General features: G+C 36.5%; 21 protein-coding genes, 1 tRNA gene and 1 pseudogene. 15 read left to right on the forward strand and 8 right to left on the reverse strand.

Annotation, left to right across the window (positions count from 1 at the left end):
- Positions 1-38: 38 nt before the first annotated feature.
- The 3 genes from rnc to EZ449_RS01115 all read right to left on the reverse strand — a co-directional run bounded on the left by rnc (position 39) and on the right by EZ449_RS01115 (position 2,373).
- Complete coding sequence (gene rnc, locus EZ449_RS01105) at positions 39-767, reverse strand: ribonuclease III (protein ID WP_131556109.1); 729 nt, start codon at positions 765-767, stop codon at positions 39-41.
- Between the two features lie 94 nt (positions 768-861).
- Complete coding sequence (gene fabF, locus EZ449_RS01110) at positions 862-2,115, reverse strand: beta-ketoacyl-ACP synthase II (RefSeq protein WP_131556110.1); 1,254 nt, start codon at positions 2,113-2,115, stop codon at positions 862-864.
- Between the two features lie 21 nt (positions 2,116-2,136).
- Positions 2,137-2,373, reverse strand: a complete 237-nt coding sequence (locus EZ449_RS01115; protein WP_008508386.1) for an acyl carrier protein — start codon at positions 2,371-2,373, stop codon at positions 2,137-2,139.
- 158 nt (positions 2,374-2,531) lie between these two features.
- Between EZ449_RS01115 and EZ449_RS01120 the strand changes: the two genes are divergently transcribed.
- From EZ449_RS01120 to EZ449_RS01140, 5 genes are all read left to right on the forward strand, one after another.
- Positions 2,532-2,951, forward strand: a complete 420-nt coding sequence (locus tag EZ449_RS01120) for an IPExxxVDY family protein (RefSeq protein ID WP_131556111.1) — start codon at positions 2,532-2,534, stop codon at positions 2,949-2,951.
- A gap of 149 nt (positions 2,952-3,100) precedes the next feature.
- Positions 3,101-4,531, forward strand: coding sequence for a pyruvate kinase (pyk, locus tag EZ449_RS01125; RefSeq protein ID WP_131556112.1), 1,431 nt, complete (start codon positions 3,101-3,103; stop codon positions 4,529-4,531).
- 85 nt (positions 4,532-4,616) lie between these two features.
- A tRNA-Ser gene (locus EZ449_RS01130) sits at positions 4,617-4,701 on the forward strand.
- A gap of 918 nt (positions 4,702-5,619) precedes the next feature.
- Positions 5,620-7,773 (forward strand): S9 family peptidase, encoded by a 2,154-nt coding sequence (locus EZ449_RS01135; RefSeq protein ID WP_225872190.1) that lies wholly within the window; start codon positions 5,620-5,622, stop codon positions 7,771-7,773.
- A 597-nt stretch (positions 7,774-8,370) separates the two neighbouring features.
- Positions 8,371-9,048 (forward strand): Rossmann-fold NAD(P)-binding domain-containing protein, encoded by a 678-nt coding sequence (locus EZ449_RS01140; protein ID WP_131556113.1) that lies wholly within the window; start codon positions 8,371-8,373, stop codon positions 9,046-9,048.
- A gap of 75 nt (positions 9,049-9,123) precedes the next feature.
- Here EZ449_RS01140 and EZ449_RS01145 read toward each other — a convergent pair whose 3' ends face one another.
- Entirely contained in the window at positions 9,124-9,303 is a 180-nt protein-coding gene (locus tag EZ449_RS01145) for a hypothetical protein (protein WP_131556114.1), read from the reverse strand.
- Between the two features lie 99 nt (positions 9,304-9,402).
- Positions 9,403-10,329: an NAD(P)-dependent oxidoreductase gene (locus EZ449_RS01150; RefSeq protein WP_131556115.1), complete on the reverse strand. Its 927-nt coding sequence runs from the start codon at positions 10,327-10,329 to the stop codon at positions 9,403-9,405.
- A 307-nt stretch (positions 10,330-10,636) separates the two neighbouring features.
- Between EZ449_RS01150 and EZ449_RS01155 the strand changes: the two genes are divergently transcribed.
- The 5 genes and pseudogenes from EZ449_RS01155 (at position 10,637) to EZ449_RS01175 (ending at position 17,867) form a co-directional block, all read left to right on the forward strand.
- A complete protein-coding gene (locus EZ449_RS01155; protein WP_131556116.1) occupies positions 10,637-13,126 on the forward strand; it encodes a TonB-dependent receptor domain-containing protein in 2,490 nt (829 codons plus the stop codon).
- Positions 13,127-13,245: 119 nt separating this feature from the next.
- Positions 13,246-15,624 carry an outer membrane beta-barrel protein gene (locus EZ449_RS01160; protein WP_225872191.1) on the forward strand — a complete coding sequence of 793 codons (2,379 nt, stop codon included), beginning with the start codon at positions 13,246-13,248 and terminating at the stop codon, positions 15,622-15,624.
- Between the two features lie 36 nt (positions 15,625-15,660).
- Positions 15,661-16,215 (forward strand): NUDIX domain-containing protein, encoded by a 555-nt coding sequence (locus tag EZ449_RS01165; RefSeq protein WP_131556118.1) that lies wholly within the window; start codon positions 15,661-15,663, stop codon positions 16,213-16,215.
- Between the two features lie 32 nt (positions 16,216-16,247).
- Complete coding sequence (locus tag EZ449_RS01170; RefSeq protein WP_131556119.1) at positions 16,248-16,988, forward strand: lysophospholipid acyltransferase family protein; 741 nt, start codon at positions 16,248-16,250, stop codon at positions 16,986-16,988.
- 1 nt (position 16,989) lies between these two features.
- A pseudogene (locus EZ449_RS01175) lies at positions 16,990-17,867 on the forward strand (TraB/GumN family protein).
- Positions 17,868-17,869: 2 nt separating this feature from the next.
- Here the strand turns inward: EZ449_RS01175 and EZ449_RS01185 are convergent.
- Positions 17,870-18,619 (reverse strand): LytR/AlgR family response regulator transcription factor, encoded by a 750-nt coding sequence (locus EZ449_RS01185; protein ID WP_131556122.1) that lies wholly within the window; start codon positions 18,617-18,619, stop codon positions 17,870-17,872.
- Positions 18,620-18,680: 61 nt separating this feature from the next.
- Positions 18,681-19,712, reverse strand: coding sequence for a sensor histidine kinase (locus EZ449_RS01190; RefSeq protein WP_131556123.1), 1,032 nt, complete (start codon positions 19,710-19,712; stop codon positions 18,681-18,683).
- 247 nt (positions 19,713-19,959) lie between these two features.
- Between EZ449_RS01190 and EZ449_RS01195 the strand changes: the two genes are divergently transcribed.
- The 4 genes from EZ449_RS01195 (at position 19,960) to EZ449_RS01210 (ending at position 24,048) form a co-directional block, all read left to right on the forward strand.
- Positions 19,960-20,217 carry a hypothetical protein gene (locus tag EZ449_RS01195; RefSeq protein WP_131556124.1) on the forward strand — a complete coding sequence of 86 codons (258 nt, stop codon included), beginning with the start codon at positions 19,960-19,962 and terminating at the stop codon, positions 20,215-20,217.
- Positions 20,218-20,222: 5 nt separating this feature from the next.
- Complete coding sequence (locus EZ449_RS01200) at positions 20,223-21,131, forward strand: ABC transporter ATP-binding protein (RefSeq protein WP_131556125.1); 909 nt, start codon at positions 20,223-20,225, stop codon at positions 21,129-21,131.
- A 1-nt stretch (position 21,132) separates the two neighbouring features.
- Entirely contained in the window at positions 21,133-21,930 is a 798-nt protein-coding gene (locus EZ449_RS01205; protein WP_131556126.1) for an ABC transporter permease, read from the forward strand.
- A gap of 549 nt (positions 21,931-22,479) precedes the next feature.
- Positions 22,480-24,048, forward strand: coding sequence for a M28 family metallopeptidase (locus EZ449_RS01210; protein WP_225872192.1), 1,569 nt, complete (start codon positions 22,480-22,482; stop codon positions 24,046-24,048).
- A gap of 104 nt (positions 24,049-24,152) precedes the next feature.
- Here EZ449_RS01210 and EZ449_RS01215 read toward each other — a convergent pair whose 3' ends face one another.
- The gene (locus EZ449_RS01215; RefSeq protein ID WP_131556127.1) at positions 24,153-24,383 is read right to left on the reverse strand and encodes a response regulator transcription factor; all 231 of its coding nucleotides are present in this window, start codon (positions 24,381-24,383) and stop codon (positions 24,153-24,155) included.
- 296 nt (positions 24,384-24,679) lie between these two features.
- Here EZ449_RS01215 and EZ449_RS01220 point away from each other — a divergent pair, with 296 nt between their 5' ends.
- Entirely contained in the window at positions 24,680-25,066 is a 387-nt protein-coding gene (locus EZ449_RS01220) for a hypothetical protein (RefSeq protein WP_131556128.1), read from the forward strand.
- Positions 25,067-25,069: the final 3 nt, after the last annotated feature.

Here is a 25,069-nt window from a genome sequence, read left to right on the forward strand (position 1 = left end):
GTTCTTTTCGAACGATTAACCAATTAAACAATTGATCTTTAAATAGCCAATGTTTCGCAAGCTTTTTCGGCGGCCAGTTTCTCAGCATTTTTCTTATTGTAATCTCTGCCCACACCAACTTTTTCTCCTTCAACAACGGCACTAATTGTAAACAGTTTTGCACTTTCACCCTCGCCATTTGCTGCAAGCTCAAATAATACATCCTTGCCATGACGTTGGCACCATTCAATAAGTTTACTCTTGAAATTGGTTTCGGTAAGTTCTAGGGTATGAATATCAATATGTGGCTTAACAATTCGGCGAAGCAAAAACTCCTTGGTAAAATTGTAGCCTTTGTCCATATAAATTGCACCGATTATGGCTTCGAAAGCATCGCCCAACATAGAATTATGCTTGGTTTGAATGCTAACAGATCGCTGATCAAATTGGATCATTTTATCGAAACCAATCTTTTTTGCAAGCTGATTTAAATTTGCACGATTTACAATCTTCGAGCGCATTTCGGTTAAGAAACCTTCTTCCTTGTACGGATAATGTTTAAAAAGCAGTTCTGCAATTACAGAACCTAATACCGCATCGCCCAAAAACTCTAAGCGTTCGTTGCTACTTCTGCTTCCATTCTTTAAAACCTTAGCTACAGAACGATGTCTGAACGCCATTTTATAGAGCGTAACATTACCAGGCACAAAGCCTAAAATATTTTTCAGCTTCTTAACAAACTCCTTTTCTGGAGAGAGATAAAGTTTATATAATCTTAATATCGGCATTAAATAAATAACACAATTAACGGCTAACTAGCATATTTAACTAAGTTATCTATTTTTAATTAGCATACAAAATTATATAGCAGGGCTGAATAAATTATTCTTCGTATTTCTTAAAAATAACTGAAGCATTGTGACCACCAAAACCAAACGTATTACTTAAAGCCGCTCTAACTGTACGTTTTTGAGCTTTGTTAAAAGTAAAATTCAATCTAGGATCAAAAGCAGGATCATCTGTAAAGTGATTAATTGTTGGAGGAACAATATCATTTTTAACAGCTAAAATTGCCGCAATCGCTTCGATGGCACCAGCTGCTCCCAAAAGGTGACCCGTCATTGATTTAGTTGAACTGATGTTTAATCTGTAAGCATCTTCACCAAATAATGTACCAATCGCTTTCGTTTCACTAATATCACCGAGTGGTGTAGAAGTTCCATGAACATTAATGTAATCGATATCGGCTGTTGTTAAACCTGCATCTTTAAGTGCATTCGTCATTACCATTCTAGCGCCTAAACCTTCGGGATGTGGAGCGGTGATGTGATTTGCATCAGCACTCATTCCACCACCAACAAGCTCTGCATAAATTTTTGCACCTCTTGCTTTTGCGTGTTCAAGTTCTTCTAAAATAATAGTCCCTGCACCTTCACCAGCCACGAAGCCGTCGCGATCTTTATCAAAAGGACGAGAAGCCGTTGCTGGATCATCATTGCGTGTAGATAATGCATGCATGGCATTGAAACCACCCATTCCCGCTTCATTGATAATCGCCTCAGAACCACCGCTTATAATCACATCAGCCATACCCAAGCGGATATAGTTGAATGCATCAATCATTGCATTAGTAGCTGAAGCACATGCCGAAACAGTTGCAAAATTTGGCCCACGTAAGCCGTACTTGATCGAGATATGCCCTGGAGCAATATCAATAATCATTTTAGGAATAAAAAATGGATTGTATCTTGGCGTGCCATCTCCCTTAGCGAAATTCGAAATTTCATCTAAGAAAGTTTTCAATCCACCTATGCCTGCGCCCCAAATTACACCGATTCGGTTGGTATCTAATTTCTCGAAATCAAACCCACCATCCTTCACAGCTTCATCTGTAGCTACCAAAGCATATTGTACAAACGGATCTAGCTTACGGGCTTCCTTTTTCTCCAAAAAATCTTCTGGATTAAAGTTTTTTACCTCGCAAGCGAATTTGGTCTTGAACTTTTCAGTATCAAAACCTTTAATAGGAGCAGCGCCACTCACCCCGTTAGTCAATCCTTCCCAAAAATCGGGAACATTATTGCCTATAGGAGTGAGCGCACCCAACCCTGTTACTACTACTCTTTTTAATTCCATTTATACTGAAAAAGCGTAATTCTATTTAACGTTTTTTTCCAAATAAGCGATAGCTTGACCAACTGTACCAATGGTTTCAGCCTGATCATCAGGAATAGCTACATTAAATTCTTTTTCAAATTCCATAATCAATTCTACGGTATCTAAAGAATCTGCACCTAAATCGTTGGTGAATGAAGCCTCTGGCGTAACTTCGCTTTCGTCAACACCTAGTTTTTCTACGATAATAGCCTTAACTCTTGAAGCAATATCAGACATAATTTTATAATTTAATGGTTAAATAATTCTGTGCAAAGAAAAATAAATTCTTACAATATTCAAATGTTTTTATTTCGATACCTATTTTTGGTGTCTAAATAACACAGCGAATATAGAATTAGTTTTTTAATTTCGTTCTGTAAATAATTTATTTCGTTTTGAACAGAACTTACCTAAAATTAACCTTAGACCTTGATTTTATACTAATTGCGATCACTGCGCCCCTAAAAGACTATGTTCTATGCCACAAAATTAATACGCGATTAAATACCCAATTCGAGAAAATAGAGGACCACGAAATATTTTTTAACATTGATGAACCAGCGCTATCTTTTTCTAAATATTATTTTTTTGTAGAGCAAGGTGAGGTTGAGTATTACCTCATTAGTAACAGAAGTAGTGATGGATTGCTGATTCCAGAGATGAGCAATGTTGATTTTTTCATCATTATAAAAGAATTTATAGATCAAGAAGATTTAAATTATTTAATCAACGGATTAAACAAACTGCCTGATATTCAAGTAGCTGCAAAAATAAACCCTGCTAAGCTTAAGAACAAGGAAAATTTGGTAATATAAAAATTATATACTTCGTGTAGTAAATACACTATATTTGAGGGTTACAAACAACGAACAAAAAAACAAAATATATAAATTTTAATGCAGTTTTATTATTTTAGATAATAATTAGCACTTTCTAAACTGCATTGCTAAAATCAATTAATTAAATGAAACCTTTTCATTCGAGAACCAAAATTGTTGCCACTCTTGGGCCTGCATCCGCAAAACCAGATGTATTATATAGTATGTTTAACGCTGGTTTAGATGTTTGTCGTCTAAATTTTTCACACGGATCACAAGCTGATCACCAAGCGGTTTTAGACACAATTAAAGATCTAAACAAGAAATACGATTATAATGTAGGAATCCTTGCCGATTTACAAGGCCCTAAAATCCGTATCGGACTTGTAAAAGAAGGTGGAATAAACCTTATTAATGGTAAAACAACAGTTATTACCACTACCGAATGTATCGGAAATGAAGAACGCATTTATATTACCTATCAAAGTTTTCCTCAAGATGTTCAGGCAGGAGAAATTATCCTTTTGGATGATGGAAAACTACAAATGAAAGTTATTTCTACCAATTTAAAGGATGAGGTAGTTTGTGAGATTGTTCACGGTGGTATTTTAACTTCGAGAAAAGGTGTAAATCTTCCAAATACTAAAGTTTCTATTCCATCTTTAACTCCAGAAGATCGTGAAAACTTAGAATTCGTTCTAGAAAACGATGTAGAATGGATCGGTTTATCTTTCGTTCGTAAGGCTGAAGATATTATCGAACTTAAAAAAATAATTGCTGAGCGAGGTAAAACTGCTCGTGTAATTGCTAAAATAGAAAAACCAGAGGCTATTGCTAACATCGATGAAATTATCGCTGTATCTGATGGTATTATGGTTGCTCGTGGAGATTTAGGTGTTGAATGCCCAATGGAAGAAGTTCCATTATTACAGAAAATGATTGTTGCTAAATGTAGAGCGGCTTCGAAACCTGTAATTGTAGCTACTCAAATGCTAGAAAGCATGATCACTACACCTCGCCCAACACGTGCAGAGGTTAATGATGTTGCAAACTCTGTTTTAGATGGTGCTGATGCAGTAATGTTAAGTGGCGAAACTTCAGTTGGAGAATTTCCTTTAATCGTTATTGAAACGATGCAAAAAATTATTCAGAACATTGAGCAAAACAATTATCCATTCAATCCTGATAAGTTCTTAAAACCAAAATCACCATCTTTCTTAAGTGATGCGATTTGCGATTCGGCTTGTTTCTTAGCTAAACAAACCAATGCTGTAGGGATTGTTTCTATGACGTTAAGTGGTTATACTGCATTCGAAATTTCGAGCCACAGACCAGAAGCTTTGACTTTTATCTTTACCAGTAACAGAGCGCTTTTAAACGCAGTAAGTTTACTTTGGGGTGTTAGGGGCTTTTACTACGATAAATTCGATAGTACGGATAGTACCATTATTGAGGTTAACGAGATCTTGAAAAGCAAGAAATTGGTTAAACAAGGTGACATAATTATTAATACCGCAGCAATTCCAATGGAAGCTAAAGGTAAAACCAATATGTTAAAAATTACGGTTATAGATTAGTTTCTAAATCAAAATAGATCGAATGCTTCCGCCAAAAACGGGAGCATTTTTTTTGCTAAGAAAATTATAGATTTGCAACCGATCCGGAGAGGTGTCAGAGTGGTCGATCGAGCACGCTTGGAAAGCGTGTGTACTGCAAGGTACCGCGGGTTCGAATCCCGCTCTCTCCGCATAAAGAAAAATTAGGATTCGGTCTATCCGGCCAGTTACACCTTGAGTTAGCTTAATAAATGTGGTGCTACTAGATAGATCTGAATCAGGTTTGTAAATTTTGGAAATGGAAAGTTCGGTGAAAATGGCGGCCAGTAGTCCCGCTAACGTTCCAAGCACCGAAAAACCCGTGAGGAAACTAAATATCTACATAAAACAACTGTACAAATGCACAATTCGGTGGCTTTTCACTTATATCGGGTTTATAAACTAAAGTAATCACTTTTTTGAAACAAGCATAAAGTTCTAAATTATAAACCTTATTTCTGAGCTTATGCATTGGCGTTTAGCAGCCGTAAATAGTAGCAAAAATCAAGTTAATAAACGGGATTGAAATGATATCCTTTTTGATGCAGTGAATTTAGATTTCGTTTAACATTCTCAAAAAGATTAAATGTAAAGCCCGACTAACATTAACTGCTCCACAGGTTTGGCTTTCAAAAACATATTTATCTTAATGAAAAGGCTCAACCGTTTCTCAACAACTGAGCATTTGAATATATTAATCCCATTACTTTTTTGAGATCGCTACACTTGGTGGTCTTGTTTTGCGAATTCACCATGCGAAATCTGCGACCAGTTACAATATTCGAAATCATAAGATGAGCTTTGATTATCATCGTACATTTTCATTTTAAAAAACTATACCGGACATTTATAAACCCCCTCTCAAGCTTTCTGTCGAAGAAGTTTCAGTGCCTAAATCAAATCTCTGAGGTAAACGATTATTGGCATTTTCGTAGAGCATTGGTTTATAGTTAAAGCCTGGCACATTACAAACTGTTAATATCCAAACCTTATGAGGAGAAAAGGCAAGAAAATGAACACTTTTTGTATCATCATTAATACCTATCATTTTACAAAACAGTCTTATTTTTATGCCAAAGATTAACCCACAGATTATGAATAAATATTGGCTTACGGTTACGGCTTGCGCTTTAGCCATTACAGCAAATGCCCAACAACAAGCTTTAACAGCGGAAGATTACAAGCGTGCTGAAAGTTTTATGGGATACAATACTTCGAAGTATATCGATAACCCAGGTGTTAGCCCAACTTGGCTGCCAGGCGACAAGTTTTGGTATATAAATAAAAACGAGGCAGGAACCCAAACTTATTTAGTAGATCCGGCAACAAAAACCAAAACACCTACCACCGAATACAAAAGTGTTTCTCCTCCACCGAGAAGAGCCAGAAATAATGAAGAGTTATCGCCAGATGGAAAAAAATCGATCCTAATAAAAGATTACAATCTGTATGTTAAAGATATTGCTACAGGAAAGCTTACGCAGCTAACTACTGATGGAATAAAAGATTATGGTTACGCCACAGATAATGCTGGCTGGAAACACAGTGATGCACCAATTTTACGCTGGTCACCAGACTCAAAAAAAATAACAACCTTTCAACAAGATCAAAGAAACTCGAAAGACATGTATTTGGTAAGCACTAATGTTGGTGCACCAAAACTAAGCGCTTGGAAATATCCTTTGCCAGGTGATAAGGAAATCGCTACGATTAGAAGAGTGATTATCGATGTTGAAAATCCTAAGATTATTTCCTTAAGCATTCCACCAGATCAACATCGTGGAACCTTAAGCGATGACATTTCTAGCAGCGGTACTTTCGATGATATCGATTGGAAAGCGGATGGCTCTGAAGTAGCTTTCGTTTCTACTTCTCGTGATCATAAAAACGAAAAATTCCACATTGCAAATGCCGAGACAGGTGCTGTTCGTGAGGTTTTTGAAGAAATTGTTAAAACACAATTCGAATCTGGACAGGGCGCAATTAATTGGAGATATCTTGCCGCTTCAAAGGAGATTATTTGGTATTCGGAACGAGATAATTGGGGTCACCTTTATCTTTATGATGCTACCACTGGAAAAGTAAAAAACCAGATTACAAAAGGCGATTGGGTGGTTACTCGTATGGTTAAGGTTGATGAAAAAACAAGAACAATTTATTTTATGGCTAACGGGCGTGAAAAAGAAAATCCATACTTCGGGCATTTCTATAAAATAGGTTTCGATGGAAAAAACTTAACTTTATTAACTCCAGAAGTTGGAAACCATGCGGTTACTATCTCTCCGACAGGAAAATATTTTATTGATAGCTATTCTCAACCAAACGTTCCTCAAGTAGCAGTTCTTCGTAGTCTTGATGGAAAATTAATTACCACATTAGAAAAAACAGACGTTAGCCGATTGGCAGCAACAGGCTGGAAAGCACCTACACCAGTTTCGGTGAAAGCGCATGATGGTAAAACAGATATTTATGGCCTAATTTTTACACCTACAAAAATGGATGCTGGAAAGAAATATCCGGTGATCGATTATATTTATCCTGGTCCGCAGGGCGGAAGCGTAGGCAGTTGGTCTTTTTCGGCATCAAGAGGCGATCATCAAGCTTTGGCAGAATTGGGATTTATTGTTGTGGTAATTGAGGGAACGAGCAATCCAAATCGCTCTAAAAGTTTTCATGATATGACTTATGGCAACATGGCCGAAAATACTTTGCCCGATCAAATTACAGCCATTAAACAGCTTTCTGGAAAATACCCAATTGATACCACAAAAGTTGGAATTTGGGGACATTCGGGTGGTGGTTTCGCAACTGCGACTGCGATGTTCCGTTATCCCGATTTCTTTAAGGTTGGCATTTCAGAATCTGGAAACCATGAAAACAGAAACTATGAGGATGATTGGGGCGAACGTTACAATGGCTTAGTAGAAAATGCTGATTACGAAGCGCAGGCCAACCAAAATTATGCAAAAAACCTAAAAGGAAAATTAATGCTCGTTCATGGAATGATGGATGATAATGTGCCGCCTTACAATACGCTTTTAGTTGTAGAAGCATTAGAAAAGGCAAACAAATCTTTTGATTTGGTGATCTTTCCTAATAGCGCACATGGCTACGGCCCTTATTCACCCTACATGATGAGAAGAAGATGGGATTATTTTGTTCAAAATTTACTGGGCGCACAAATACCGCATGATTACCAAATGACGGGTACAGTTATTAAATAATTCGCTAATACATTTGCAAAAGGCTCCGAAAATTTCGGGACCTTTTTTTTGTTAAAGATTTTTTTAAAATGACCGACCTCATTTCTACAGAATTTGGAAATGTATGGTTCGGTAAATGATGGCGGCCGATAGTCCCGCTAACGTTTCAAGTCCCGAAAAAACTTGTGCAAACATTTAAGTATGCCTATAAAAACAAAAATATAGATGCTTAAATTCGGGAGCTTTACACTTATATCGGGTTTAGATACCGAGGTAAATCGTCTTTTTGAGAACGAGCAAACTTAGTTTCTCTGCAAAATTTAAGGCTAACGTACTGGCGTTCTGCAACCATGAATAGTAGCAAAAAACTAGGTTATTAAACGGGATTGAAATGATATACTTTTTGCTCTCGTATACTAGATTCAGCAAGAACTTTCACAAAAAGATTAAATGCAAAGCCCGACGGACATTAACAATTCTACAGGTTTTGCTTTCCAAAAAACATTCATTTTGAAAGCAGCTCGCCACTATGGCCAAAAGGATGGCCTCGCTTATTAAAATTTATTACGCCAAACAAAGATTAACTTTCACAGTTAGGTTAGATATAACAATACTTCGATGGGAAAAACTAGATCAATAAATAATATTATTATTACTGGAGCGACTGGTATGGTTGGCGAGGGTGTATTACTTAAGTGTTTAAAAAGCCCTGAAATAGATTCGATCTTAGTGATTAATCGGAAGCCTTGTGGATATACGCATCCAAAATTGAAAGAGATTATTCATTCAGACTTTTTTGATTTCTCTCCCATCCAAGATCAATTATCTGGTTATAACGCTTGTTTCTTTTGTTTGGGAATTACATCTGTTGGTGCAGATGATGATACCTATTACAAAATGACTTACACCTTAACCATGCATGTTGCCGAAACATTAAGCAAATTAAATGATAATATGACTTTCTGCTATGTTTCTGGAGGAGGAACAAACGAAAATGAAAGATTGAAATGGGCAAGGGTGAAAGGAAAAACCGAAAGTGATTTAATGAAATTGCCTTTTAAGCAGGTATTTAATTTTCGCCCAGGATTTATTAAACCCGTGGAACCACAGAAATACGTTAATAAATTTTATAAATATGTTAATTGGTTATTCCCCATCGGAAGAGCAATATATCCAAATGGTTTTTGCACTATGGGAGAACTCGGAAACGCCATGGTTAATACTTTGAGCCACAACAATGAGCGAAGAACGTTGGAGGGCAAGGATATTATTGCTTTTGCGAACGAACCATTATAAGGATGGAAAATGTAAAATGTAAAACGGATTTAATAAGTTATTAACTATCACCCATTTTACATTTTACCTCTTACCTTATTTCTTATTATCGTATTTACGCTGATTATCTTTATTGGAGGTTTGATCTGACCTTTGTCCGCCTCCGTTTGTTATTCCTTGAATTTTCTTATCAATTTTAACATCGTGATTAGCTCTATCTGCTATCGAACTTCCCTGAGTGGTTGGGTTGTTTTTCGGTGTGCTTACGTTTTTCATAACAATATAAATTAGTTAATAAATTATTCGCTGAGCGCTATTGTATTAACCGACGGCATCGAAATATGTTTTAATTAATTGTTGGAAGTTTAATCAAGTTTAAAATTTAAGATTCAGTAATTTCTCTCCCAATACTTCAGAAATTTTGCGATAGGAATCAAAAGTCCAGCCGCCAACGTGTGGGGTTAGAATTACCTTATTATTAACTTTTAATTCATTATACCAATCTTGTTCACTTAGGGCAGGAAACTTTTCAGTTTGTAAAACATCTAAACCAGCGCCTAAGATTTTACCAGTTTTAATTGCGTTAAGCACAGCTGAAGTATTTACAATTTCCCCTCTTGCGGTATTGATAAAGAAAATCGGCTTTTTAAAATGATAGAAATATTCATCATCAACCATTTGCTTTGTTTCTGCCGTTAAAGGAATATGCAGACTTAAAACATCGCTATGCTTTACAATTTCTTCCATACTTACCTCGCGGGCAAAAGCATCAGAAAAACCAGTTTTATATTTATCGTAAGCCATCACATCAACCTCAAAACCAGCCAATTTTTTGGCGAAGCTTTGTCCCATGTGCCCATAACCAATAATACCCACTTTTTTGCCTTTCAACTCATAGCCACGATTTCCCTCACGATCCCAAATACCATTTCTAATTTCTGCATCAGCATTGCGAAAATTATTCATTAGCGATAAAAGCAAACCCGTTGCATGCTCACCAACGGCATCGCAATTTCCTTCGGGCGCATTAATGAGTGCGATATTTCTTTCGAAAGCGATTTTATCATCAATATTATCTAAGCCGGCTCCGGCCCTTGCTACAAATTTTAAGTTTGGTGCGGCGGCAAAAAGTTCCTCATCAATTCTAAACTTTGTTCTAACAGCAATACCAACATAATCCTTAATCTTATCTATGGTCTGTTGTCTGGTAATTTGAGGTTCATCATCAACTTCATATCCCATTTCAATAGCCCGCTCTTTAAAAGCCGGATGCAAGTCATCAACAATTAATATTTTTTTCATCAGGTAATTTTTATTCAACAATATTTAAGCTATCATGATTTATTAAGAGTTAGTTGAATTTTAAAACCATGATGGGTTTTCACCTTAAAACAAAAGTAACATTTTAGCAGTTGCTTCAATTTAAATCTCTATCCATATTTCTTAATAACGCTCATAAACATTGATCTAAAATCAGGATTCGCACAACAACGCTCACAAAAATATTACTATAAAATGGCTGTAATAAAATAGTTACGCCCCCTTAATTAAACTTACTTGCCGTTACTTTGTCTCCCTTTACAAAAACACATACATATATTATTTTTTAATGAGAATTTTAGAATCGAGAACGATACAGATTACCCTTTTACTTTTAAGTTTAACTTTTAACCTTTTTGCCCAAACTGGAGGAAAAGCAAAAATTACAGGCACCCTAAAAGATGCCAAAACTCAAGAAACTATTCCCTTTGCAACAGCCGTATTAATTAATAAATCGACAGGCAAAAATGCAAAAATTGCCCAAACAGATATTAATGGTGCTTTTGTTATGGCAGATATACCAGCCGGAACTTTTACTTTTAAAATTAGCTTTGTTGGCTACCAAACCATGGTTAGGGATAACATTTCCATTACCGCAGCAACAGGAACGCTAAATTTTGGTGATATTAAAATGAACTCGGGCAAGGGAAATATTCTAAGCGAAGTTACCGTGACTGGCCAAAAACAAGGCATGCAAATGGGCATTGATAAAAAGATTTTCTCGGTAGATCAAAGCGTAATCAGCGAGGGTGGCTCTGCAGGCGATTTGTTAAATAACGTCCCTTCAGTTTCTACAGATATGGATGGAAACGTAAGCTTACGTGGTTCTACTGGCGTAAAGGTTTTAATTGATGGAAAACCATCGTTAATTGCTGGCGGTAACGTTGCTCAAATTTTGCAATCCATTCCAGCAAGTTCTATCGAAAGTGTTGAGGTAATTACCAATCCATCGGCTAAATATGATGCAGAAGGACAGTCTGGAATTATCAACATCGTATTAAAGAAAAACACAAAATTGGGTTTTAATGGTTCCGCTGCCTTAACCGCTGGTAACCGCGATAACTATAATGCAAACACCAATTTAAGTTTCCAAAACAGTAAAGTTAATATTTACGGAAACTACAGCTATCGTTACGGCAATCGTATTGGGGGTGGTTTTCAGGATATTACTTATAAAAACTCGACAACTTCTACTGCTTTTGCAAACCAAAATACCGTTTCTACTTCATTGGATAAGGGCCATAATGCAAAGGCCGGGATTGATTATTATGTGGCACCGAAAAGTGTAATCAGTTTGTCTGGCGGCTTCAACTCTCGTGAAAATGATCGTAATGAGGTAATCAGCATCAATCAATTGGGTAAAACACTAAATCCCGTGTTGTTGAGCAACAGAAATAATTCAAACAGTGGAACTGGAGATAGCTATGACTTGAATTTGGATTACAGCCAAAAATTTAAAAAACCGAAAGAAGAATTAACATTTAACTTCGGCTATTCTTACGGAACAAATGATAACGACCAAACGTACAACACCAATACCACCAACAGAAATGGTGTTGCCATTAATGAAACCCTAAGTTTGCAACGAATCTTCAATACCGGGAATAATTCAAACTATAATATTCAAACAGATTATACCTTACCAGTTGGAAAAGCAGGTAAAATTGAAGCTGGATACCGCAGCCAGATCCGTTTAGGCGATAACGACCAGTATGCGGATTCGATTTTGACAAACACGAATTCCTATATCCAAAACAATAAATTGATTAACGGTTTTAGTAGCAAGGATCAGGTTCATGCGCTTTATTTAAATTATCAAAATCAAATTAAGGATTTCGGTTACCAATTAGGTTTAAGGGCAGAAGACGCACGACTAGATACCCATTTAGATGGTTATACAAACAATGTATTAACGTCTAGCGAAGGGAATATCCATTACAAAAGATTATACCCAAGTGTGTTTTTAACGCAGAAATTAAAAGGCGATAACCAAGTTCAACTGAGCTATACCCGCCGCGTAAATCGCCCTCGTCCTTGGGATACCAATCCATTCTTGGATGTTTCTGATCCATTAAATTACAGAGGCGGTAATCCGAACTTATTACCCGAGGATGTGCACTCTTTCGAATTGGGCTACAGTAAATACTGGAAGAAAGTAACGTTAACGTCTAGCTTATATTACCGTAGAACAAATGATGTAATTCAACGCGTAAGAAGTACACCTGTAAATGGAATTATTACTACTACCCCACAAAATTTATCGAACCAAATTAATACCGGTTTAGAATTAATCGGTCGCTTTGATTTGATAAAGGCCTTAAATTTTACTACTAACGTAAATCTTTATCAAGCAAAATTTGCAGGCGATGAGCGTTTTGATATCCCTACAAGCAGTGGCTTTAGTTGGAATGCAAATTTAACGGCTAACTTAACTGTGGTAAAAAATGTATCGGTACAACTACGTGGAGATTACCGTGCTCCAGAAGTAATGGCTCAAGGTAAACGCAACGCAATGTATGGTATTGATGGAGGAGCAAAATATGATTTTCCAAACAAAAAGGCATCACTCAGTTTCAATGTTAGGGATATGTTTAATACCCGCAGATGGAGCATGACGACCGAAGATAGATCTACAATTGTAGATTTTGAACGACAAATGCAAGGAACGATGGGCAACTTAACTTTCTCATACCGATTTGGAAAAACAAGTTTCAACTTAAATAAAACCAAGAAGAAAGACGATCAACAAGATAACCGACCTGATGAAGGTTCATTTTAAATGAAAAAAGGTGCTTTTGAAAAATTTATTTTTAAGCACCTTTTTATTAACTAATCTAGCCATTGAAAAAACGCCTACTCAAAATTATTCTCCTCGTTACTATGCTGTCGGGCAGCGTAATGGCTAATACTATTGATAAAGGCATTATTAGTGGCCGAGTGGTAGAAGAAGTTGGCGGGCTTTCCATTCCATCGGCTGTTATTTCCATTTATTTAGATTTATCTGAGCAACCAATTATAACAGCCTCAACTGACGATGATGGACATTTCAGCATTAAAAACCTCAAAGCTGGAAACTACAGTGTAAGGGTAAGTTTTGTAGGTTATGCACCACTTAAAGTAAACGGAATTACGATTACAGAAAAGGATTTTGACAAAAATCTTGGCACTTTGAAGTTGGGCTCAGATCAGAATACACTCGGCGAAGTAACTATTACCGTTCAAAAACCGCCTATAGAATTTGGTGCCGATGGTATTACCTATAACGTAGGATCATCCTTGTTAGCCGAGGGAAGCACGGCAACCGACGTACTTAAAAACGTACCCATGGTTCAGGTGGATATTGATGGCAATGCAACTATTGCTGGCAAAAGAAATACAAGGATTTTTATCGATGGAAAACCATCAGATTATATGACTTCAAATATTTCTGATTTGCTGAATGTGCTTCCATCCGATGCCATCGAAAAAATAGAAGTACTTACCAACCCACCATCGAAATATAGCGGAGATGGCGAGGGCATCATCAACATTGTGATGAAGAAAGGCTTCAAAGTAGGCTTTAATGGTAATGCTGGCATTTCTAGTGGCCTTCAAGGTAATAGCAATGCGAATGCTAACGGTTCTTATCGAGGCAAAAACTATTCAATTAACGGAAGTGGTGCTTACCGATTTAATATCGGCAAAGGGGATAATCACAATTATCGCGAGAATTTCTTTCCTGATACCACTTTTTATTATGATCAATATGGCGGTTATAAAAACCTAAATAATGGTGCAAATTTTCGTGTTGGCTTAGATTGGGACATTACGCCAAAGCAAAGTTTACGGGTATCTACAAACTTTAATAACAATAATTCTAACACGAATTCATCCAACGATCTTCATTATTTAAGTGAGGATTTAGCTGAACAAAAGCTTAGAAACCAACTTAACACTGGCGATGGAAGCAGCAATAACTTTGTTTTTAATTCAGATTATGATCTTCAAACGGATACCAGTGGTGGTAAAATTTCCATTGGCTTAACAGTAAGCACCAATAAAAACTTAGACTTTCGAGATTACAGTACCACTTATGCTCAACCCAGTAATTCCAACCCAACACTCCAACAAAATAGCAATAACACGGGCAATAATGGTGTAACCTTTAATCTCGATTACGAGAAGCCAATATTTAAGAAAAGAGATCGTGTTGAGGCAGGACTTGCTTACAATTATCGAAAGAATGATAATGATTTAGCAATAGAAAACTACAATTTCACTACCCAGCAATTTATTAAGAACATTAAACTTTCTAATCAATTTTTATATAATGAAAATATCTTTGCGGGTTATGCTTCGTATAACTTTCGGAGTACTGGCTGGGGAGCAAAAGCAGGTATGAGAGCAGAGCTTACAGATGTAGCTTTTGATCTTTCTACCGGGGAGAATTATAACGTAAAACCCTACCTCAGTCTTTTCCCTAACCTATCACTAAATCGATTTTTCAGGAAGCGTTACAACTTTGGAGCTACCTATAGCATCCGTGTAAATCGCCCAAGAGAGAATACCTTAAATCCACAAGTTAACAATGTAGACACCTTAAATATTTCCTATGGAAACCCGGATTTACTTCCTGCCTACACCCATCAAATGGAAATAAATTTCGGTGCTTTTGGTCAAAAATGGTCGTTTAATCCAAGGCTTTCCTACTCAACAAGCAGGGGTGTAATAGAGCGATTTCGAACGGTTACTTTAATCCCTGGAACAAGTACAGCCCGATCAGAAAGCACTTTCGATAATGTGGGCACAAATAATTCTTTAGCGCTAATCCTAATAGGAAATTATCGGCCTACAAATAAGATATCAGCTAATGGAAACTTTAGTGTAATACAGAGCAATTATACCTCGAAACTAAATAGCTCATTAAATAGAGATGGATTAAGCTTTAGGGCTGCAATGGGTTTTTCTATGCAATTGCCCTTTAAAACGGCTTTTGAATCGAACCTAAATTACGCGAATAATACCAATGCGCAAGGTAGAAACAAGGGCTCAATGACTTCCAATTTCTCTGCTAGAAAGGTGTTTTTCGGTAACCGATTAAACTTTAGAATTACCTTAAATGATATTTTTGGCAATAGAAGTAATACTTTCTTTAACGAAGGTACTAACTTCCGATTGGAAAATTATTCGACCAACAACACCCAGAATTTTGTGTTTAGCTTAAATTATAGGTTTACCAAGATTAGGGTGAATAAAACGCCTATCCCTCCTCCGCCAGCAACTATGGATCCAAAATAGTTTGCATAGCAATAACCATATTTATTAAATTGCGACATGGAAGAAATCAATCCTTGGAAAACCCTCGAAAGCGAAGTAAAGTACGATAACAATTGGATCAGGTTAACCGAACATCAGGTGATCAACCCATCGGGAGGCAAAGGCATTTATGGAACCGTTCATTTTAAAAATATTGCCATTGGTATTTTACCGCTCGATGCAGATTATAACACCTGGTTAGTTGGTCAATATCGTTACCCATTAAAAGCCTATAGCTGGGAAATTCCCGAAGGTGGTGGCCCATTTCATGAGGAACCATTAGAAAGTGCTCGAAGAGAATTGCTCGAAGAAACCGGTATGAGTGCTAGAAATTGGCAAGAAATTCAAAGAATGCACCTTTCAAATTCGGTAAGCGATGAACTTTCTATTATTTACATCGCCACAGATTTAATTCAGGGTATTGCCATGCCCGAGGAAACGGAACAATTGGTGGTTAAAAAATTAGCTTTTGATGAGGCTTACCAAATGGTGATGAATGGTGAGATAACCGATTCGATGAGTGTGGTAGCCATTTTAAAGGCAAAGCTGATGATTTTAAACGGTGATTTGTAATCATTATCTTTGTCGCCATATTTAACCAAACGATGAGTAAATTTTTCGGATACATACTTAGTCCAATATTCTATTTTTTCTTCGCCCTTTCACTTTGTATTTTCCATCCCATACAATGGTTTTGCCACAAGTTTTTCGGTTATAAGGCGCATAAGGTTTCGGTCGATTATCTTAATTTTTTCTTAACCTATTGTCAAATATTTCTTTTTAATTCCGTTAGTTTTAAAAATGAGTATGATTTACCAACTGATAGACCAATAATTTTTGCGGCAAATCACCAGAGCATGTACGACATTCCATCGCTGATTTGGTTTTTAAGAAAACACAGTGCAAAGTTTATTTCCAAAATAGAGCTTACAAAAGGTATTCCATCCATTTCCATTAACCTACGTTTAGGCGGCGGAGCAAATATCAATAGGAAAGATAACAAGCAGGCCATCTCAGAAATTATTAAACTTGGCCGCCGGATGAAAGAAAATAATTGGAGTACAGTTATCTTTCCAGAAGGAACAAGGGCAAAAGATGGGCTCGTTAAACAGTTTCAATTCGGTGGCATTGCAACAATTTTAAAGGCTGTTCCAAATGCATTGGTTGTACCTGTGGCTATAGAAAATTCCTGGAAAATAGTTCGTTTCGGAATGTATCCATTAACTACAGGCCACGCGTTGCGGTGGACAATTTTGAAGCCCATTGAACCGGGAGAGAAAACAGCTAATGAGATTACATTAGAGGTAGAAACAGAGATTAGAAAAGTATTAAAACAAATTTCATAGTATGAAGCATCTAAAATATATTTTGGTTCTATTCGTCTTTATCGGATTAAAATCAAGCGCTCAAAATAAAGCAACTACGAACAGCATATTCTGGGAAATATCTGGCAAGGGGATAAAATCATCCTATCTTTTCGGAACTTATCATTTCGCTGGAAAAAGCTTTCTCGACAGTATGAAAAACGTTAATTCAAAGCTGGCCGCAAGCGATGTAATTGTTGGTGAGCTCTTACTTAAAGATAGTTTGTTACCTCAAAAACTTGCCCCATTTATGCTTTTGAAAGATACTACTTTGAATAAAGTATTAAATGAGAGTGAGTACAAATTGGTAGCAGATTATTTGAAAAAAATATCTGGTTACGATTTAAATTTTCTAAATGCCATGAATCCGACAGGTGTGCAAATGATGATGCTCCAATTTACAGCACCTAAAACAATAGATAAAGACAATCCGGCTTTAGATATTTACTTTCAGGATTATGCACAAGCGCATAAGAAAAATATTATTGGTTTAGAAACGGTAGAAGAACAGGGACGAATTATGTTCAACGGCACTGTAGAAAGACAGAAAGAAAGATTGCTTGATAATGTAAAAAACAGCGAAAAGACAAAAAACAAGGCGACGAACTATATCAATATTACATTCAACAAGACTTGAAGAAGATTGAGGCATTGTATGCTGAAAAAAGTGGCTACACAGACGAAGAATTTGAAGATTTACTTAAGAATAGAAACCTAGCCTGGATGAAAATATTGCCTGAAATAATGAACAAGCAAACTGCATTTATTGCAGTAGGTGCAGGTCATTTAATCGATCAATGGGGATTAATTAATCTTTTAAGAAAAAGCGGTTATACCGTTAAGCCTATAAATACGAACTAAATTTAAATATTCTTATTGCCAATTACCCTAAAAAATTCGTCTCTGTAGGTATCTCCTACTGGGATAATCTTGGTATTAATTGTAATTCGACTTCGTTCAATACTTTCAATTTTATCAACTGCAACAATGTAAGATTTGTGCACCCTGATGAACTGACTTTGAGGTAAAGCTTCCTCCATCTTTTTCATGCTTTGAAGTGTAATTACACGCTCATCCTTTGTAAAGATGGAAATGTAATCTTTCAATCCCTCAATGAATAAAATATCGTGTAAGTAAATTTTCTGAATCTTATGTTCCGTTTTTACGAAAATATAATCTTGAATAGGGTTAGCTGAACCCGAAAATGGAGCTGGCGTAATAATGGGCTGTGCAACAGCTGCAGGCACTTCTACTGGCTTAAACTGATTATGAACTTTCTCCACAGCCTTATAAAAACGATCGAACGCAATTGGTTTCAAAAGGTAATCAGAAACATTAAGATCGTAGCTTTCTAAAGCATATTGTGGGTAAGCAGTTGTTAAAATATAATGGCATTTATTGCCTGCAATCTTCAAGAATTGAATGCCTGTTAGTTCTGGCATTTGGATATCCAGAAATACTAAATCGATTCCACCAGCCTGAACAATTTGTAAAGCCTCAATAGGGTTTTCGCACCTTTTAACCATGGTTAAAAAAGGCACTTTCGAAATATAGTCTTGCAAAATATCAAGCGCTAAAGGCTCGTCATCAACAACAATACAGTTTAAGTTCATTTTAGGTTTATTATTTTAATTAATGATTTTCAATTGGGCTCCGCTAGTCTGGCTTACGAAATTAAATATCAATCATCAGTTCACAGGTGTAATGAGTAGCCGAATTTACAACATTTAATTTATATCTATCAGGATAAGTAAGCTGTAACCTTCGCTCCACATTGGTTAACCCCACACCACCCTGCGCATCTTTATTCTGATTATTCTTTTTATTGATCACACTGAAATGAAGAATTTTTTGGTTTGCAATGATGTTAATCTTTACCGGATTTTCAGGATCATTTACCACGCCATGTTTAAAAGCGTTTTCTACAAAAGAAATCAACATTAACGGAACAATCTTTTGATCATCTATTTCGCCATTTAGCGTAAGTTCGATGAAAGCGCCATCCTTAAACCTTATTTTTTGGAGTTCTATGTAATTGGTTAAATAATCAACTTCCTTACTTAGGGCAACAGTTGGTGTATTGCTTTCATAAATCATGTAGCGCATAATCTCTGAGAGCTTCATAATCGCATCGGCTGTTTTATCCGATTTTTGATAAGCAAGAGAATAAATATTATTAAGTGAATTAAATAAGAAATGTGGGTTAAGCTGAGATTTTAGAAACTGAAGCTCCATTTCACGGCGCTCGCTTTCCAAGTTGCGTTGAATACGTTCATTTGCAAACCAATCTGCTGCAAATTTTATGAGGCAGCTGGAAACCAGAAAGAAGCCACAAAGAAACAATTGAGCGAAAAAGTATTGATCTGCTAATAGGGTTTTTTTCTTGCCATCCATCACGTATTCCAACATATCCTTTGGATTCAAAACCGCGACAACAGTTTTAATTAAAGATGCAGCGCCTAGCAACAGAACAAAAGCCAGAATATATAAAAAGTACTTTTTCCTTTGCTTAATAAGGTTGGGTATAAGGATTAAATAATTAATATAGAACAGTGAAACATTTATTATCCCAAATAAAATGAACGATAACAAGATATGTTTTACACTCTTTGCCTCGGTATCAAAAAAAACATCCAAAGCGATTATAATCAATATTACTGCCCAATATATCCCATGTAATATTATAGGTCCTTTACTTTTTTTCATGTATGCTTTGTTAATTGGAGAACAAATAAATGGCATTTGCTTTCATGCATCCAAAATAAATAAACTTTACATTTTAAAAGTATACAATCTACCAACGGGCATTTTTTTTCTACCAACCGTCCAAATGGCATAATTTATCGACAAACGCCTAAAATGCCTGTTGATCTAGAATCTTTAACACTTGGTATAATAGATTTTAGCAGCAGGTTTTCATTCTGTTCCTTTGAATCATCAAAACGAAACAATTATGAAATCATCAGCAGTCATTAACTTAAAAAACACAGCTTTAATTGCTGATGAAAATAATATCGCCTCAACCATAAATAACCAGATCATGAAAAAGTTAGCCAACACTTCGCCATTTTTACTTTTATTATTACCAGTATTTATGATGATTATTTTAACGCTTACCGTTAACACCAATCAAAACGATGCTGAAATTGTAGTTAAACCTGCTAAAGCTTCTACTTCTATTGTAAAACAGGCAACAGCCATTTTCAAATAAGAAGAATGAGCAATTACGCGATCGAAACTGTAGGCTTAAATTTCAACTTTGGCAACCAGCACATTGTAAAAGATTTATCATTACAAGTACCCATTGGAAGCATTTATGGCTTTTTAGGTCCGAATGGAGCTGGAAAAACAACAACCATAAAAATTCTGCTGAATTTATTAAAATCGCCGGCAGATCAGGTTTTTGTTTTTGGCAAGGAGATTAATAGTAATCGCATTGCAACGCTTAAACGTGTTGGTGCATTGGTAGAGCAACCCGCTATTTATGGGCACCTAACAGGCAGAGAAAACCTTATAAATCGCTGCATACTCTTAGGAATTAAAAAAAGCAAGGCCGATGAAATGTTGGCACTTGTTGGCTTAACAGAAGCAGCAAATAAAAAATCGAGTAAATATTCCTTGGGAATGAAACAACGCTTAGGCATTGCCCTTGCACTGGTTTCAGATCCCGAATTGTTGCTTTTAGATGAACCTACAAACGGACTAGATCCAAACGGCATTATCGAAGTTCGAAACTTAATGGTCGAGCTGGCAACCAAACACCAAAAAACAATATTGGTATCTAGCCATTTATTGGCCGAAATAGAAAGAACAGCTACTCATGTTGGCATCATTAACAAAGGCCAGTTATTATTTCAAGGCACTATTGATGAACTTCATTTGTTAAGCAAGCCAATGTTAGAAATCGAGGTAGATCAAGTTGAAAATGCAAGCAACTTACTAATCAAATCGGGCTTTGAAATTGCTTCGCAAAGCGATAAAAAAATTATAATCCCTTTCATATCCTCAAAAGAAAGTGGCGAAATAAATACGCTGCTTATTCAAAATGGATTTACGGTGAGTAGCCTTTACCAGAAAAGAAAAGATCTCGAAAACCTATTCCTAGATATTACAAAAAACAACTAACATGCGCTCCTTATACATATCTCTAGTTTCAGAATTCTACAAGTCGAGAAAAACCTTAGCCTTTTGGGCTGCCATTTTGTTACCGGTTATCATTTGCGGATTAATCACTTTCGGTTTTTACTCTACCTCAGAAAAGGTACTAAATCTTCATTATCCACCAATGGTACTTTGGGCACAGTACAGCGGTGCGGCACTAGGCGTAATGGGCATGCTTATTATGCCTTTCTATGTTATATTCATGGCCTTTTCGGTTAATAACATCGAGCATAAAAACGACACATGGAAAACCCTTTTTGCACAACCTTTAAACAAGTTCTCCATTTATGCGGCCAAGTATCTTTATGCCGTATTTTTGATATTTATCTGCCTGTTCTTATTTGCTACGTTAACTTACGCATTTGGTTATTTGTTACAGGTTTTAGTTCCCGAATATAACTTTAATCAATACAATCCATCATCCATCCTAATTAATTCCTACAGCAAATTATTCCTTTCATCATTAGGTATTTTATCCCTGCAATTTATCCTCAGTTTAGTTTGGGGTGATTTTCTTAAACCAATGGGCATCGGTTTTGTAGGTACCATAATGGGTATTATTACCGCAAGTGTAGGCTGGAAATACGCCTACCTTATTCCCTACAGTTTGCCTACGTTAGCTTTAAGAATTACCAAGGTTAAAAAAGGTGGCGATCCACTAGATTTCCCAATATTTACACAAGAAATTTATACAAGCTTAATTTATGCTGCTGTATTTTTCCTTATCGGTTATTTTATTGTAACCAAAAAGAGCATCAAATAATTTATCATATCTTTTTGAAAAGCAGTTTCAGCATTTCATTTTAAGGTTAGTCCTTCTTTATACTGCAAGTCCGCTTCCAAAAACCTGTGCAACAGGCAAGCAAGTTAATCAAGCATTAAAACAGTGATTAAATTGGAATGCGGGCTTTTCGTTTCAATAAGGTTTAGATTACTTCGTTTACCTTACCTGAGTGATGAGTACAGGTAACATAATTATGCTATCTTTTTTTGATATTTACTAGCGTTAACGATGGAAGCGACATCCTTTTTGGCTTTTTCTGCCAAAAAGATAGAGCGAACAGCGTGTTAAACCGAAGCTTTGCTGAGCTCATTGATACCAAAAAAATAGAAACTTATCAATAAACGCCCAAGTTATTATGAAGTTCAACTTTTATAGATTAAAATCAAGCTATTTAAACTGTTTCTCCTCAGGAACAGCGCAAATTAACATTGGAGAACTCACTTTCAATGTAAAAATATCATTGTAAAGCAATTCCCATCGGGCTAAAGTGTACTTTTAATCAAAATCAACCAACCAACATTTCAGAATATGATCAAAAGATTTACAATTACGGCATTGGCTTTCGCCCTATGCCTTTCTGCATTTGCTCAAGACACCCCAGATGCAGCTGTGGTTCAAAAAATTAGAAAAGAAGGACTAGAAAATTCAAAGGCAATGGATATTGCTTTCAACTTAACTGATGTTTCAGGCCCACGCTTATCTAATTCTCCAGGCTTAAAAAGAGCGCAAGAATGGGCGGTTAAACAGCTTACAGATTGGGGCTTAAAAAATGCGCACCTCGAAGCTTGGGGAACTTTTGGAAAAGGTTGGCAGATAGATAAATATTATGCTGCAACTACAATACCTTATTACCATGCCATTATTGCTTCACCCAAAGCTTGGACACCTGGCACAAATGGCCCAATTAAATCTACCGTAGTGCTAATTAAAGCCGATAGCGTTGCCGACTTGGCAAAATATAATGGCAAATTGGCTGGCAAAATTGTAATGATGGATCAAGGTACCCCACTTACTAGCGGTATTAAAGCAGATTTTTCTCGCTATGCCGATACAACCTTGGCACAAATGGCAGCAGCAAAACCAACAGCTGGTGGAGCAAGACAACGCCCAACAGGTGGCCCAATGGCAGACCGTATGGCACAAATGATGAAAATGCGTGAGGTTCGTGCTGCAATGAGCGCCATGTTAGTAGAAGAAAAAGTGGGATTAATTTTAACTTATGCTCGTGGTGGACAAGGAACCTTTTTCACCAGTAATGGCGCATCTTACGCTTTAGATGCTAAACCAGTTTCTCCGGAGCTAGAAGTTGCAGCTGAAGATTATCTTCACATACTACGCCTTTTACGTGCTGGAAAGGTCGTAGAAGTTGAGGCTGATATTAAAACTTCATTTTACGATCAAGATCCACAGGGTTACAACGTTATTGCAGAAATCCCAGGAACGGACAAAAAACTAAAAGATGAATTGGTGATGATTGGTGGTCACTTCGACTCGTGGCATGCCGCAACGGGCGCAACAGATAATGCTGCTGGTTCTGCAGTAATGATGGAAGCCATGCGCATTTTGAAATCCATCGATTTTAAACCAAAACGTACCATTCGCATAGCACTTTGGAGTTCGGAAGAGCAAGGCCTATTTGGTTCGAGAGGTTATGTTGCCAAACATTTCGGCGACCCGAAAACAATGGTTTTAACGCCAGATCAGAAGAAAATTTCTGCTTATTACAATTTAGATAATGGAACAGGTAAAATCCGTGGCGTTTATTTGCAAGGCAATGAAGCTGCAGGACCGATTTTTCAAAGCTGGTTAACCCCTTTTAACGATCTTGGTGCAACTACAATAACTATAAATAATACTGGCGGTACCGATCACCAAGCTTTTGATGCGGTTGGTATTCCAGGTTTTCAGTTTATTCAAGATCCTGCTGATTACAACACGCGTACGCACCACAGCAACATGGATACTTACGATAGATTAGTTGAGGATGATTTGAAACAATCGGCAACCATTATTGCATCCTTTGTTTACAATACCTCGCAACGTGAAGCTCAAATCCCTAGAAAAGAATTACCAGCGCCACAACCAGCAAGACCATAATAAGAAATCATTAAAATAACAAAAGCCTGCTTTTTTGAATTTGACTTCAAAAGGCAGGCTTTATTGTTTGAGAGAGAAACGTAATTATATGGATCTTTAAATCCCTAAAAGGATAATATTCTTTCTTTAAATGCCCAGACAATGAGTTGATAAGAATTTTTTAAATCAAGTTTTCTTACCATATTTCTTCTGTGGGTATTTACGGTGTGCTCACTAATAAACAGGGCTTCACCAATTTCTTTACTATTATAGCCCATCGATAGAAGCTGGACTATCTCTATTTCCCTTTCACTTATCGATGCATGATTTTCATGAAGTAAAATGTTATTTATCATTTTAGGATGAATTAAAAAATAAAGAAACGTACTATTGTTTAAGGGCAAGTTGTACGATCTCCCTTCTTGAGTTTTCACTCAAATCACTTCATCAATTTCGAGATAAGACAACTTAATTTCGCAGCAACAGCATTTACATCTGTTATTGTAATACCAAAATTAAGTACTGAGACTAATACAAGACAAGCATAAAACGCCCTAAATAAAAGGGTGTTTTTACGGTATATAATTTTCAGATTTCTATTTGTAGGAACACATATTAATATCGACTTTTAGAAAAACCAAACCCTATTAGTATGAATCCAATAAAAGGCGACACAAATGTCCCTGTAGAAATTGCAAAAGATATGGTAAGTGCCTATGCAAGTGAAGCTAGCAAATACCCAAAATCTTATACCAAAGCTGTATGGTTTCCAGCAGATCAAATTTTAGAAATTGCAAAAACACTAAGTGATGGAAAGCACGATGGCTTAAGAATTTATTTCGGTCAGTACACAGCAGAATCCCTTGATGGATTACCTAAAGAGTTTGAAGGAAGAAACACGGCATTATTGGTGCCTACTTATGCCGCAGGATTTAAGAATTCATTAGGCGACCCAACAGAGGAGCATGAAGATGATATCGATGACATTGGCAATAGAGGCGAACTTTGTCCATCAATGTGCGCCGGAGCAGTACTTTAAACT

Source organism: Pedobacter frigidisoli (assembly GCF_004331675.1).
Lineage (GTDB): Bacteria > Bacteroidota > Bacteroidia > Sphingobacteriales > Sphingobacteriaceae > Pedobacter > Pedobacter frigidisoli.

Excerpts from the sequence above, each read along its gene's own strand:
- EZ449_RS01115 (WP_008508386.1), bottom strand. The coding sequence starts at position 2,373 with ATGTCTGATATTGCTTCAAGAGTTAAGGCTATTATCGTAGAAAAACTA.
- EZ449_RS01170 (WP_131556119.1), top strand. The coding sequence starts at position 16,248 with ATGAGTAAATTTTTCGGATACATACTTAGTCCAATATTCTATTTTTTC.
- pyk (WP_131556112.1), top strand. The coding sequence starts at position 3,101 with ATGAAACCTTTTCATTCGAGAACCAAAATTGTTGCCACTCTTGGGCCT.
- EZ449_RS01140 (WP_131556113.1), top strand. The coding sequence starts at position 8,371 with ATGGGAAAAACTAGATCAATAAATAATATTATTATTACTGGAGCGACT.
- EZ449_RS01200 (WP_131556125.1), top strand. The coding sequence starts at position 20,223 with ATGAGCAATTACGCGATCGAAACTGTAGGCTTAAATTTCAACTTTGGC.
- rnc (WP_131556109.1), bottom strand. The coding sequence starts at position 767 with ATGCCGATATTAAGATTATATAAACTTTATCTCTCTCCAGAAAAGGAG.
- EZ449_RS01220 (WP_131556128.1), top strand. The coding sequence starts at position 24,680 with ATGAATCCAATAAAAGGCGACACAAATGTCCCTGTAGAAATTGCAAAA.
- EZ449_RS01160 (WP_225872191.1), top strand. The coding sequence starts at position 13,246 with ATGGCTAATACTATTGATAAAGGCATTATTAGTGGCCGAGTGGTAGAA.
- EZ449_RS01165 (WP_131556118.1), top strand. The coding sequence starts at position 15,661 with ATGGAAGAAATCAATCCTTGGAAAACCCTCGAAAGCGAAGTAAAGTAC.
- EZ449_RS01135 (WP_225872190.1), top strand. The coding sequence starts at position 5,620 with ATGCCAAAGATTAACCCACAGATTATGAATAAATATTGGCTTACGGTT.
- EZ449_RS01195 (WP_131556124.1), top strand. The coding sequence starts at position 19,960 with ATGAAATCATCAGCAGTCATTAACTTAAAAAACACAGCTTTAATTGCT.
- EZ449_RS01145 (WP_131556114.1), bottom strand. The coding sequence starts at position 9,303 with ATGAAAAACGTAAGCACACCGAAAAACAACCCAACCACTCAGGGAAGT.
- EZ449_RS01185 (WP_131556122.1), bottom strand. The coding sequence starts at position 18,619 with ATGAACTTAAACTGTATTGTTGTTGATGACGAGCCTTTAGCGCTTGAT.
- EZ449_RS01215 (WP_131556127.1), bottom strand. The coding sequence starts at position 24,383 with ATGATAAATAACATTTTACTTCATGAAAATCATGCATCGATAAGTGAA.
- EZ449_RS01150 (WP_131556115.1), bottom strand. The coding sequence starts at position 10,329 with ATGAAAAAAATATTAATTGTTGATGACTTGCATCCGGCTTTTAAAGAG.
- EZ449_RS01205 (WP_131556126.1), top strand. The coding sequence starts at position 21,133 with ATGCGCTCCTTATACATATCTCTAGTTTCAGAATTCTACAAGTCGAGA.
- EZ449_RS01190 (WP_131556123.1), bottom strand. The coding sequence starts at position 19,712 with ATGAAAAAAAGTAAAGGACCTATAATATTACATGGGATATATTGGGCA.
- EZ449_RS01155 (WP_131556116.1), top strand. The coding sequence starts at position 10,637 with ATGAGAATTTTAGAATCGAGAACGATACAGATTACCCTTTTACTTTTA.
- fabF (WP_131556110.1), bottom strand. The coding sequence starts at position 2,115 with ATGGAATTAAAAAGAGTAGTAGTAACAGGGTTGGGTGCGCTCACTCCT.
- EZ449_RS01210 (WP_225872192.1), top strand. The coding sequence starts at position 22,480 with ATGATCAAAAGATTTACAATTACGGCATTGGCTTTCGCCCTATGCCTT.